The organism is [Mycobacterium] manitobense (assembly GCF_025821665.1).
Taxonomy (GTDB): domain Bacteria; phylum Actinomycetota; class Actinomycetes; order Mycobacteriales; family Mycobacteriaceae; genus Mycobacterium; species Mycobacterium arseniciresistens.
Map to the genome: position 1 here is coordinate 1 of NZ_JACKSJ010000149.1, position 12,468 is coordinate 12,468.

Here is a 12,468-nt window from a genome sequence, read left to right on the forward strand (position 1 = left end):
CGGGGTCGGCGGCATCTGACTGGTGACCTCCGCCTGCCGCGGCGGCGGGGCGGGCGCTGCCTGGGCGCGCGGCTGAGCGATCGGCATCGGAGGTGGCGGTGGGCCCGCATCCGGGGTGCGCGGCGGCGTCCCGGTAGCCGGCACGGGCGACGTCGAACCGCCCATCAGAGCCTCCCGGTCGACGGTCCTGGTCGCCTCTTCGGGCGGCTGACCACTGTCGGGGGAGTTGAAGAGCCGGTCATAGTCTGCCGACATGGGTACCTCTCCTTGCGTTTACACTCCTGAGCACACGAGATGGGCGGAGTCGGCCTGACCCTATCTTCGAGCCGGGCCGACCCGCCCACCAACGTGCTGGGGTCGGGCTAGGCGAACATCCCGGTGACGCCAGCCTCCGTGGAGGCCATCTGCTGACCGGCCTCGCTGATCGCCTGCGCAAGCTTCTGCAGCGCGTCGTTCAGCTCCGCCGAGGTCGCGTCCCAGCGCATCTGCACCTGCTGGTATGCCTCGGAGCCGCCGCCGCCCCAGACGCTCTGCAGCGTGGCGAGCGATCCCTTGCCCTCGTCGAGCAGGCCGGCAGTCGTGGCGACCGCGCCCTGGATCTCGCCGGCACCGCCTTCGATGCCTGCGAAGTTGTAGACAATTCCATCGGACATGCTGTTTCTCCCTCGTGGTCTTCGGTTGGTTTAGGTGTTTCGGCGTATTCGCTCAGATGCCCATTTCGACGGCACTGATGGCCGCGCTCTGGTCGTCGTCGGTCGAGGTGTACTGCAGACCGGACTGCTGGATGTTGTTGGCGATGTCGTCGAGCAGGCGCTCCTGGGCATTGCCGGCCTCCTGGTAGCGGAGCAGAGCGGCCTGGGCGGCCATGCCCGCGGTGCCCTTGAACGTCGGCTGAAGGGCACCGGCGGTCGCCTCGACCGACGTGATGACGCCCTTGAGCTCGGCGGCGATTCGCGCGAAGTTACCGGCCTCGGCGGCGAGGACGGCTGGATCTGTGATCATCGGGTCTGACATGTGTTTCCTCTTCTTCCTGTGTCCTCACCACGGGATGGCGAGTCTTTCGGCTCCTCAGCCGAAAAATCTGTGGCGACGACTCACCAGTCGTCGTCTTCGTCCTCGTTCAAGTCCTGGATCAGCGGGGCCGGCGCGGTCAGCGCCGTCCTGGTGGTCGAGCCGCCGCCCTTGTTGCCGTGGCCCGCGCCCATCGGGCCCATGCCGCTACCGGGTGCGACCGGCGCCAGTCCCGGTCCGCCCGCGCCCGGCGCACCCGCGCCGACCGGCGCCTGCCCGGAAGTGCCGAGCAGGTTCGAGATCAGCGGCGTCTGCGGCGGGGTGCCACCCAACCCGGGTAACGACGCCGCCCGCACCAGGCCGGCGCCCGTCGACGGCCCCGAACCGCCCGCCAACGGGTGGTTCGAGAACGGGTTGGCACCGATCAACCCCATCTGCGCGACCGGCTTGTCGCCCCCGGCACCCATCTGGCTGAACATGGAGGTCACCTGCTGCAGCGGCTGGGTGATCTGCTGGATGCCGCTGGAGACCTGCTGCCCGAACTGCTGCGGCACCGAGGCCAGCTGCGACCCCATCTGGGTCGCCATCTGCACGCCCTGCTGCATCACCTGCTGTGTCATCTGGCTCTGCTGCGTGGCGTTGTCGGCCTGCTTGGCCTGGCCGCCCGCGCGCTCGGACGCATGCTTGCCCTGCGCCGCGGCGCGACCACCGGTCAACTTCGCCGACTGCAGGTGCGCGTGGGCCGACACCATCTCGACCGTCGCGTTGCGCAACGCGCCCATCGGTGCCCGGGCCGTCGCCTGCGCCACGTTGGTGCCCGCCGTCGCCGCGCCGATGCCCGGCATGACGATCGGCTTCATCGGCATGATCGGCTCGAACAACAGGTTCAGCGACGTCTCCGCCTGGTACGCGGTCATCACCCCGGCGGCCTGGTTCCACATCCGGACGAAGTAGTCGAACTCGTTCATCGCGATGGGCACGGTGTTGATGCCGAGGAAGTTCGTCGCGTTCAGCACCGCGTTGGTTACGTGGTTCTGTTCGATCTCCGGAATCGGTGGCGTCGTTGCCAGCGCCAGGCTGTAGGAGTTTGCCTGAGCCGTCGCCTGCATCGCCCGCTTCTGCGCCTGCATGGCCGTGGTCCGCAGCCACATGATCATCGGCAGCGTCGCCGCGACCGCGCGCTGGCTCGCGGCGCCACTCCACAGCCCCTGCAGATTGTTCAGCGATGCGGCGAGTTCGTCGGCCTGGGTCTCCAGCAGGATCGCCAGCCCTTCCCACCCCGCCGCGGCCTGCACCATCGGCACGGGGCCGGCACCGAGCATCAAGCGCGCGGTGTTGACCTCGGGCGGAAGCGCAACCCAGGTAGGCGGAAGGGGAACGGGCACCATGGCGAGTGCGGATCTCCTGTCGAGTTACTCGAACGTCTTCGGTTACAGCGTGCTCGCGTTGGCGGCGTCGACGGCGTCGTAGATGCCGGCGATCTCCATGTACGCCGAACCCGCGCGCGCCAGCTCCTCCTGGGCGAAGGCGTTGAGTGCGAGTGCGTCGGCGCCCTCGACGGCGAATGCGGCGGCGGCCATGGCCGACACCTCGTCGGCGCCGGCCGGCACCAGCGCGGTGACTGCGGCCGTCGCGGTGGTCCCGCCCGCTAGACCGCGGGCGGCGTTCGCGACGACCTGGCCGCCGACGCCGATGGCTCCTGGATTGTGCTGCAGCGGTTCCATGTGTCCTGCTCCTTGACTGCTGTCTACTTACGTCCGGGATAAAAGTTTGCTGGTGATTGATCGCCTACGTTGCTGTGCGCTCTGGATCAAATCCTAACCGCCCCGCGAGGGGGGTCTTCACACCAATTCTTCAGGGGGGTCGACATACGCCGCCTGCACCACCTCCTTGCCGTCCGGAGAGACGAGAAGCGCCTGGCCAGGGGGTCGTCGCCGGAGTTTGAACTCACTGGTCGGGAACTCCGACTTCTCCCCGGACAGGAACAGGGTGGGCGATCCGGCGCCGTACGCGGCGCCCACGAACTTGTCCATGGTGGCGCGGTGGGCCTGGCTCATCTGACAGGTCACCACGAGGTGCAGGCCGATGTCGGCGGCCGCCGGAAGCAGCGGCGCCAGCGGCGATGTCGGCGGCAACATCCCCGACGCCGCGACGATCATGTGCCAGTCGTCGACCAGCAGGACCACGTCCGGGCCGGTCCACCACGACCGCGAACGCAGTTGTGCGGTGGTCAGGTCCGGCGGCGGGAGCCGCTTCTTCAGGTTGATCGCCAGCGCCTTGATCGACTCCTCGAGCGTCGCGTGATTGCGGTTGACCGCCCCCGCATCGAGGAGATGGCTCTGGGGCACCGCGTCGAGCAACGCCGACCGGTAGTCGGCCACCATGAACCGGACCTGCTGCGGGCTGTTGCGCTTGCAGATGGCCTGCGCCACCGCGTGGGCGATGGTGGTCTTGCCGGACTTCGGCGCACCGAAGATCAACAGGTGCGGCGTCGCGCTCATCCGGTTGTACGCCACCGTGAGGTCCGACTCGCGCACGCCCAGCGGGATCGTCCACCGCGTGCGGTAGTCGGTGTCGGGTCCGGGCGGGTTCGGGTCGAGCTCGTGCAGGTGGATCTTGTCGGGCAGCACCCGGACCTGAGGGGCGCTGTCGGTGTACTGAGCAGCAATGTGCTGCACCGCCGCCGAGATCGCAGGCACCATGTTCTCGGCGCTGTGCACGCCGTCCAGCCTCGGCACACCGATCATCAGGTGATGCTTCTCGATCGAGATGGCGCGGCCAGGACGGTTGGCGGGGATCTCCCGGGTGATGCGGTCGATCTGGGTCTCGTTGACGTCGCCGAGTCGGAACTCCACCTTGGTGCCCAGGTAGTCGCGGACGCGCGCCTTCAGTTCGGTCCAGCGTGGCGTCGAGATGACCACGTGCACCCCGAATGCCAGGCCCTGGCCCGCCAGGTCCTGGACCACGGGTTCGAGGTCGGGGAACTCGCTCACGAACGCCGGCCAGCCGTCGATGACCAGGAACACGTCACCGAACGGGTCGGCCGCCGCCGGGCTGTTCGGATCCTCGCGCATCTCACGGTACGAGGCGATGGAGCCGACGCGGTACTGCTTGAACATCGCCTCACGGGCCCGCAGCACGGCTTTGACCTCGGCCACCACCCGGTTCACCCGGTCCGGTTCGGCGCGGGTCGCGACGCCGCCGACGTGCGGCAGGTCCTCGAGGTACATCAGGCCGCCACCGCCGAGGTCCACGCAGTAGAACTGCACCTGGCGCGGCGTATGGGTGGCCGCCGCGGAGAGCATCAACGTCTGCAGGAACGTCGACTTGCCCGTCTGCGGTGCGCCGCCGACGGCGATGTTGCCACCCGCCGCGGAGACGTCGATCCCCCAGATGTCCTGCCTGTGCCTGCGTGGCTCGTCCATGATCCCGAGGCCGAACCGCAGCGGCTGACGCTGATAGTCGCGCTCGACCAGTTCGTTGACCGGTGTCGGATCGGTCAACGGCGGCAACCACATCCGGTAGGCGCGGATCTCGCCGGTGGTCAGCTGGCCGAGCACGACCTCGCGCAGCACACGCTGTTCGGTTTCACCGACCGTCATGACGCACCTGCCACATCGACAATGGGCGCCGCGGTGAACTGGTGGATCCGCACCCGGTTCTGAGTCCTGGCCCTGGGTTTGGCATCACCGTCGTCCTGGGTGAGAGCCGTCGGCACGTAGTTCACGCCGGTGTACACACTGCGGAACTTGGCCGGGTCCTCCATGCCGACCCGCAGGAAGCCCACGCCACTCTCCTTATTGGTGATGTACTGCGCCTCCGGCGTGCCGATCACCGCCTTGGACTCCGCGGAACTGGTGGTGCGCAACGCGATCCGGTACGTCAGGTTGGGCTCGAGCTTGTCGATCCGGACGCCGCCGGTGTTCAGCGACTGCGTGGCGAGCAGCAGGTGCACCCGCAGCGAGCGGCCGACGCGGCAGATCCGGTCGAACAACTGGATGAAGTCCGGGTGGTTCTGCAGCAGCTCGGCGAATTCGTCGACCACGACGAACAGCGTCGGCATCGGGGGCAGGTCCGCGCCGCGCTCGCGGTGCTTCTCGTACTCGGCCACACCCGAGAGAGCGCCCGCGGCGCCGACCTGGATGCCGGCTTGACGCAGGATCGACTGCCTGCGGTCGAGCTCACCGGTGAGCACCTCGCCCATCCGGCTCACCAGCTCGGCTTCCTCTTCCATGTTGGTGACCACCGCCGCGGTGTGCGGCAGCTTCTCCATACCGAGGAACGTCGAGCCGCCCTTGAAGTCGGTGAGCAGCAGGTTCACCTGATCGGGATGATGCGTGGCGGCCAGCGAGAGGATCAGTGTGCGAAGGAATTCCGACTTACCGGAACCGGTGGTGCCGATCAGCATGCCGTGCGGACCGGCGCCGAACTCGGCGCCCTCCTTGATGTCGAGGTACATGATGTCGCCCGACTTGAGCTCGTGGCCGAAGGGAATCCTCAGCCGGTCGCGGTCGGTGTCGGCGTACATCCGCCAGCGCGCCGGCGTGACCTCTTCGATGGTCTGCGCGCCGACGAGCTGGTGCCATTCGGTGGCGACCTTCTTCTGCACGCGGACGCTCTTGTCGATGATCGTCCCGGTGATCGACCAGCCGGCCAACTTACGGGCGAGCCGGCCCGCCTGGCCCGGCGTCATCCTGTCCGCGACGCGCAGCACCGGACGGAAGTTCTGGTTGTGCATCTTGTCGTCCGCGCTGCCGTCCGGATTGACCTTGATGCGGTAGGAGGACTTGTGATTGCCGAGGGTGATCACGGTGACACCGGCCCGCCCGTCGACCGGGAAGCCGGCCCGGCCGCCCGTCAGGTCGACGACGACGATGTAGGGCCCCGTCGGCACGGCGTCGGCCGTGTGCGGCCCCCGGGCGGTCAGGTCGCTGAGCCCGTCCGGACGGGTGAAGACCAATCGGGTGGCGCCCGCGGCGTCGGTGTCGCTCTGGTGCTGCACGTGCGGCAACCACTTGAGCCAAGACCACTGCGGATCCTCGGGATTGTCGGTCAGCACCCGGATCTGGAGCAGGTCCGGCGGATGGAACACCGCGAGATGGCAGATCATCGCGGTCAGCAGACCCGCTGCGCCGCCGAGGTCACCGCCGACGGCGATCGTCGGAAAGGTGCGCGTCTGCAACAACTTCGGGCAGTCGTGGATGAGGCCGTGGGTGCGCAGGAACTTCGTCACCCACATGTGGCTGACCGGCTCCAGGTGCGGCTGCGGGGCGCCCGCCGGGCCGGCGAGTTCACCGCCGACATTCGGCTTGAGCAGACGGTCGACGGCGGCCTCGGCGCCGATCCCGATCCGGGTGGAGGAGAAGAAGTCGGCGTTGGACTGGCGCGACCACTGCCGGTGGGTCCCGATGATCGACAGCAGGTCCTCGGGATGCGGCGCGTGGTAGTTGAAGAACGTCACCTGAGCGGCGGCCGATGAGGTGACGCGGGTGCGCAGCCCCGACAGGTAGCGCAGGTACTCCTTGCGGTCGGCGTTGATCTCGGGCACCTTCTTGCCGCCCGAACCGCCGCCGGCCATGAAGCCGACCGTGCCCATCACCATCATCAGCGGCATCATCAGCATGTACGGCGAGAGTTGGCGCACGCCGGTGAAGATCATGATCGCGATCATGCCGAGCATGCAGCCGCCCATCACCCACGGCAACGCCCGCTGCAGGCCCGACGGCGGGATCTCGACACCCAGGTCGTCCGGCGGTGTCACGTTGATCTCGCCGGGTGTCAGCCGCGGCCCCCGCTTGATGGTCGGGGTGAACTTCTTCGTCGTCACGGGCCACCTCCGGATGCCGGTGCCGGAGCTCCGGCGCCTCCCTCGACCTTTCGGGGACTGGGGTTCGGCGGCAGGGTGTCGTGCTCGAGCAGCGCCGCCTCCTTCGACAGCACAGGCCCGTCGACCAACAGCTTGACCACCTGCCACGGCGCGGTCTGCGGAGCGGACAGCCCGAGGTTCTTCGCCGTCTCCTCGTCGGGCAGGCCGTAGCGCACGCCCTGGGGGTCGATGTAGTAGAGGCTCTCGCCGTAGCGGGGATCAGGGGACTGCAGCCGGATGTACTGCCCGCCGTCGATGTAGACGGTGGCGTCGCCGTCGATCTGCTCGATGCCGGTGTTGAGGGCCGAAGCGGGCACCGGGAGGCGGCGTCCGGCGATCACCGAGGTCTTCGGCGCCTGGTCGCCCGGCACCCGCTCCCACGACCAGCACAACGCCGGATCCTCTTCGCGCAGCAGGATGTCGAGCGCTTTGTCCGGCAACGGCGACACGTAGACCTGCTCGGAGATCCCTGCCACCACGCTCGCCTCGACGGGCGGCGGTTCGATCAGACCGTAGGAGTTGGTGGCGCGCAACGCCGCCGCGGTGGGGTCGTTGACGCGCGCCACGCCGTCCGGCAGCACCACATAGTGCTGTTCGCCCTTCTCCGTCACGGTCTTGAAGACGGACGCGATCACGAGATTCGGTGGCAGGCCGAGGGTGTTGGGCTCGCCGGCACGGACGATCTGCGGCAACTGCCACGGCCCGACGTTCGGCAACGCGTTGAACAGACCCTCCGAGATCGGTGCGGCCTTCGCGGTCACCGGGATGCCGACCGCCGACGTGACGGCGCGGTCGGCCAGATCGATGGAATGCCTGCCGTTGTCGGTGATCAGCCAGTCGGCGCCCTCGTACTTGACGAGCATGCCCTGATCGGGCCGCATCGGGGCGACCGTCGAGTCGAGCGCGAGGCGTCGCACGATCACCGACGACTGCACCGTCGGCTTCGCGCTCTCGGGCTTCTCGACGGTGTCGCACAGCGTCCACATCGACTCGGCGGCACCGGCGACCGGGGTGGCGTACGGCGCACCCGGGATGCCGATCGGCTGGCCTTTGGACAGCCGGTTCAGTTCGTCGGACTTGACCGCGACCGGGGTACCCGCACTGCCGAGCACCAGCCGCGCCGAGGTGAGGTTGTACACCGGCCGCAGCTGACCGTTGCCGGGCAGCACCACATACAGCTGGTTCGTGGCCCGGTCGACGAGAAGGCTGTCCCCGCCCCGCTTTCCGAGCGGCTTGAAGTACGCCAGCAGGGCGGCGCCGAGGCAGATCAGCACCGCGATGATGATGCCCGCCGACACGGCGCGGCTGTAGAACTGCAGCGGATCGTCGAACATCCGGGTGTCGCGGCGGACGATCGCGTGCTCCACCCGGCGCAGCAGGAAGCGCCAGCCGCTGACCTGCACCTTGGTGGTGAGCCGGAAACCCGCCATGTCAGCCGCTGATGTTCAGTCGGGCGTGCACCGCTGCGATCGCCGAGGCCATGTCCTCGCCGTCGATCTCACTCAATTGTTCGACCCCCAGATTGTCGAAGTCCAGTGAGCGGGACAGCCGCATGTCGCGGTTCTGCTCGCCGGCCTCCACGAGTTGGCGTGCGTAGCGGCCGTTGCCCGCGATGTCGAGTGCCGGCTTGCCGCCCAGCGCCCGCTGGCTCAGCAGCGTGGCCGCCTCGTGCACCCGCTTGGCGGCCTCATCACTGAGCATCGAGTCATTGGCCGTGGCAATGACTTTCGCGATGTCGACGATCTCGTCAGGCGAATACGAGTCGAACTCGATGCGGTTCGCGAAGCGCGACCGCAGGCCGTCGTTGCTCTCCAGCAGACGGTCGATGTCGGCGCTATAGCCGGCGATCACCACCACCAGGCGGTCGCGGTCGTTCTCCATCCGCGCCAGCAGCGTGTCGAGCGCCTCGGTGCCGAACGGGTCGGCGCGCCCGTCGCGCTCCTGCACCAGCGTGTAGGCCTCGTCGATGAACAGCACGCCGCCCACCGCACGGTCGATGGTGCGGGCGGTCTTCACCGCCGACTGCCCCTCGTACTCGGCGACGAAGTCCTTGCGGGACGTCTCGACGAGCTTCGGTTCGGCGATGACGCCCAGCCCGGCAAGGATGTTGGCCACCACCCGGGCGATCGTGGTCTTGCCGGTGCCGGGCGGGCCGGTGAAGATCATGTGCTTGGACGTCTGGGCGACCTTCATCCCCCGGGCCGCACGGATCTTGGCCATCTGGGTGGCGGCGCGGTACGCCTCGATCTGTTCCTTCACCCGGCTCAGCCCGATCTGACGGTCGAGTTCCGCCTGGGCCTCGGCGAGCAGCGTCTCGCGGCCCGAGGTGTCGGCCACCGCGCTCGCCGGATCCCACGGGTCGGTGCGCGCGGCGATCTTCTCCGCCGTGGTCGTGGCCAGGCGGTAATTCGAATCTCGCAGCGCCGCAGTGACCTTCGGCTCTGGGTGGTTGGCCTGCAACCACTCGAGCAGCACGTTGGCGGACTCTTCGTTGCCCTGGGCACGCCGCGCCATCGCCAGGTACCAGGCGATGGCCGGGGCGCAGGCCTCGCCGACGGGTGTGCCGTTGGCCTCGGTGAGCCGGCGGTCCGCCTCGGTGAACAGTCCGAGGTTGGCCGCCGCAACGCCGTGCGCGACGGTCGCCGCGGCGGCCAGGAACTTGTCCGGCCAGCTGCCCGCGCTGCGGACCTGCTCGATCACGTCCGTCCAGCGTTCCCCGGACGCGAGGATGACGGCCTTGGTCCAGGAGACCAGGTGCTCCGCACCCGCGGCGGGCGCGCTCTCGAGCGCCTCCATGGCATCGGCGTGGTTGCCCTCCGACGCCTCCTGGACGGCGAAGCCCAGTGTCAGCGCCAACGGCGAGACCACCGGATAGCTGATGTCCTTGCCGAAGATGCCACCGATCGCGACGCGGGCGCCGAGTGCGTTCATCGGCACCTCGGCCGCGCCGGCCAACCTGCCGAAGTTGGACCGCGAGTACCAGGCCCGGAAGAGCGTCACCCGCTCGCGGTCGCCGCACCGGATCCGCCCGACCCAGGCGTCGCAGGCGGTCTCGTCGTAATTCGTGATCTCGGTGAAGAGTTCGAGGGCACGTGCCGGGGACGTGGGCAGCATGCCCACCGCGGTGCCGAAAAGGCTCGCCAGGTGATCACTCATGGCTGTCTTCATACCTCGTCGCGAACACCTCGGCCCGCCGGGCATCGGCCTGCTCCGGGCTGGGCAATTCCAGGTCTCTGGCGAGGAAGTCGCGGGTGGCCACGTCGCTGTGGCCGTGTTCGCGCATTCCGTCGAGCATGAACGAGTACTGGGCGGACCGGGCGTCCATCGTGGCCAGGCCGGCGATCACGACGATCTCGTCGGCGAGATCGGCCTCGGTCATGCCGACCACGTTCGGGGACAGCTCGATCTGCTGGATGCGCCCGTCGAGGAACGCGGTGACGGTGACCGTCCCGGGCGGGTTGGTCACCGCGAAGGCGGCGCCGGGACCCTCCTCGTCGGTATCCGGGGATTCGACCAGGTACAACTCCGCACCGGCAGCGTCCTCATCGTCGCTGTCGTCGCTCTCGTAGCCGCCCGCGGGCACGTAGTCCACGAGCGCCGCGAGGTCGGCCTCGTCCACCGCGCCCGAGTCGGACGGGTAGCCGAGTGCCGCGAGGCCGTCGTAATCGTCCGAGGCGTCGCGTGGCGGAGTGTCACCCACCATGTGGACCTTCCTCAATCTGCGAACGGGCTGTCCGGATCGGTCTTCTCGAACCAGCCGCCCGATGGCAGGAACTCCACGAGACCGTCCAGTGCGCGCTGCAGGTTGTCCTGGGTGCCGGGCAGGAAGCTGCCGTAGAGCTCGCCGTTGACGCGGCGGGGAATCGACACGATGCGACCCTGCCGCGAGTCGAGCACTCCGGCGGCGACGTCGGCCGTGGTGGTGGTGCCGCCGGGATGGCGCTCGGTGGCCGTGAGCTCCACCCAGCTGGCCGGTTCGTTGATGATCTCGGCGTAGACGCGGGCCGACGGCACCGGGACGCCGAGCGCCGTCAGCGCTTCGGCGGTGCGGCATTCGGCGAGCCTGGCCGCCACGCCGGTGAGCGGTTCCACGTGCGCGGCCTGGGCGCCACCGAGCACAGCGGTCACCATCCCGGCGAGGCCGACCTGGGGCGCGATGCGCTGCAGGACCAGCATCTCGTCATCCCGGGCGGCGACCACGTGGCGTTCGCCCTTGCGCACCACGACGAAGCGGACCATCTTGCCGCCGAGATCGCGGCGCCACCAGCGGCCCTCGAGGACGCGGTCGGGCCTGCTCAGCGTGTCGACCATCGCGGCGACCTCGGGATGCGGCTGGCCGTAGATGTCGAGCACGCCCTGGGCGGTGAGGTCGCGCGCGACCTGCTCCCAGACGATCTGGCGAAGATCGGGCTGCGGGATGTTGAGCCGGATGCCGAGTGCCACCGGGAAGTCGACGAGGTTGAGCCGGTCGGCGATGACCAGCATGCCGTCGATCGTCACCTCCACGCCGACGACGTCGTCGATGTGGGTGGTGCTCGTGCCGGCCGTCATCGCAGCGCCCCCACGAGTTCGCCGCCGCGAACACCAGTCGGCCGCGCGAGCAGGGCCACATCCACGCTCACGTGCGGTCCAACCGCGGTGTTCGGCGACTCCGCAATCCGCGCCTCGACGCGAGCGGCGACATCACGGACTTTGCCAGAGACGCCAAAACCGGCACGCTTACCCATAACACCCGACCCCCTTTACCGCATGCGAGCGTACCAGCGAAATCGACACCGCCAACGCACCAATTCACAGGGCGTGAACCCGGTCCGTCAATTTGGTCGGCAATGCTACAGCAATGGTTCTGACCACGTGGTTGTGCCGTTCAAGCGGAATAGACACATGCGTCAGCGAACGTCCGATGGAAGACGGACGGTCTCGGAGGGTGCCGCTCGCGCAGCAGAACGGCACAGCGCCGGGATCCTTGGCCGTGGTCGGCGGGCGCTCGCGCCGACGGCCCGCACTGCGAAAAACATGCCAAATGGCTGTATTTGCTGGCCCACGCGCCTCCCCAGCCACCGCGCAAGGGGGCGCGGGTAGTTGATACTGGAAACCGGCCGACAACCGCGTCGTTGAAGTTCCGGAGGAGTAATTGCAGTGACCGACCGCGATGACGCACTGCGGCGAGAACTCGGCTGGACGGGTTCGGAGGAGACCGACTACGAGCCCGACACCGGGCCGACGGGACCGAGGATTCCTCCTCAGCCACCGGCCTCCCGCCGGCCACCCGTCGACTACCTCCCGCCCAGGGACAACCCGCGGCCGGCCACTCCGGATCAGTCCCCGCCGCGCGCGGCCGACGAGGCGCCGCCGTCGACCGACGCCGACGACACCCCGCCCGAACCGATGCGGGAAGCCGAACGTCCCCGCACCAGCTTCCGCGAACCGCAGGCCCCCGCCCCGCCGCCGAACCACCCGCCACCGAACCAAGACGTCCGCCCGCCCGGTCCGCAGCGACCCGAACCAGGCTGGGGTCCGCCGCCTCCGGGACCGAACTGGCAGCAACCGCGTCCGCCCGGCCAGCCCGGGCCCCCACCGCCCGGCCAGCT

At 68.8% G+C, this 12,468-nt stretch carries 11 protein-coding genes and 1 pseudogene; 1 reads left to right on the forward strand and 11 read right to left on the reverse strand.

Annotated features, from left to right (window positions below; genetic code table 11):
- The 11 genes from H7I41_RS18760 to H7I41_RS18810 form a co-directional block, all read right to left on the reverse strand.
- A partial coding sequence (locus H7I41_RS18760; protein WP_443735560.1) for an ESX-1 associated ATP-binding protein EpsI N-terminal domain-containing protein occupies positions 1-255 on the reverse strand: 255 nt, incomplete at its 3' end.
- Positions 256-362: 107 nt separating this feature from the next.
- Positions 363-653 carry a WXG100 family type VII secretion target gene (locus tag H7I41_RS18765; RefSeq protein WP_264014128.1) on the reverse strand — a complete coding sequence of 97 codons (291 nt, stop codon included), beginning with the start codon at positions 651-653 and terminating at the stop codon, positions 363-365.
- A gap of 52 nt (positions 654-705) precedes the next feature.
- Entirely contained in the window at positions 706-1,002 is a 297-nt protein-coding gene (locus H7I41_RS18770) for a WXG100 family type VII secretion target (RefSeq protein WP_276009140.1), read from the reverse strand.
- Between the two features lie 92 nt (positions 1,003-1,094).
- Positions 1,095-2,399: a PPE family protein gene (locus H7I41_RS18775; RefSeq protein WP_264014130.1), complete on the reverse strand. Its 1,305-nt coding sequence runs from the start codon at positions 2,397-2,399 to the stop codon at positions 1,095-1,097.
- Positions 2,400-2,441: 42 nt separating this feature from the next.
- Positions 2,442-2,735: a PE domain-containing protein gene (locus tag H7I41_RS18780; RefSeq protein ID WP_264014131.1), complete on the reverse strand. Its 294-nt coding sequence runs from the start codon at positions 2,733-2,735 to the stop codon at positions 2,442-2,444.
- 117 nt (positions 2,736-2,852) lie between these two features.
- A complete protein-coding gene (gene eccCb / locus H7I41_RS18785) occupies positions 2,853-4,613 on the reverse strand; it encodes a type VII secretion protein EccCb (RefSeq protein ID WP_264014132.1) in 1,761 nt (586 codons plus the stop codon).
- The gene (gene eccCa / locus H7I41_RS18790) at positions 4,610-6,838 is read right to left on the reverse strand and encodes a type VII secretion protein EccCa (protein WP_264014133.1); all 2,229 of its coding nucleotides are present in this window, start codon (positions 6,836-6,838) and stop codon (positions 4,610-4,612) included. The genes eccCb and eccCa overlap by 4 nt, the downstream gene beginning before the upstream one ends.
- Positions 6,835-8,307 (reverse strand): type VII secretion protein EccB, encoded by a 1,473-nt coding sequence (gene eccB / locus H7I41_RS18795; protein WP_264014134.1) that lies wholly within the window; start codon positions 8,305-8,307, stop codon positions 6,835-6,837. The genes eccCa and eccB overlap by 4 nt, the downstream gene beginning before the upstream one ends.
- Before the next feature lies 1 nt (position 8,308).
- Positions 8,309-10,033, reverse strand: coding sequence for a type VII secretion AAA-ATPase EccA (eccA, locus tag H7I41_RS18800; protein ID WP_264014135.1), 1,725 nt, complete (start codon positions 10,031-10,033; stop codon positions 8,309-8,311).
- Entirely contained in the window at positions 10,026-10,580 is a 555-nt protein-coding gene (locus H7I41_RS18805) for a YbaB/EbfC family DNA-binding protein (RefSeq protein ID WP_264014136.1), read from the reverse strand. Before H7I41_RS18805 ends, eccA begins: the two co-directional genes overlap by 8 nt.
- Before the next feature lie 11 nt (positions 10,581-10,591).
- Positions 10,592-11,428: an ESX secretion-associated protein EspG gene (locus tag H7I41_RS18810; RefSeq protein ID WP_264014137.1), complete on the reverse strand. Its 837-nt coding sequence runs from the start codon at positions 11,426-11,428 to the stop codon at positions 10,592-10,594.
- Between the two features lie 588 nt (positions 11,429-12,016).
- Between H7I41_RS18810 and H7I41_RS18815 the strand changes: the two are divergent.
- A pseudogene (locus H7I41_RS18815) lies at positions 12,017-12,468 on the forward strand (MinD/ParA family ATP-binding protein); the annotation flags it as partial.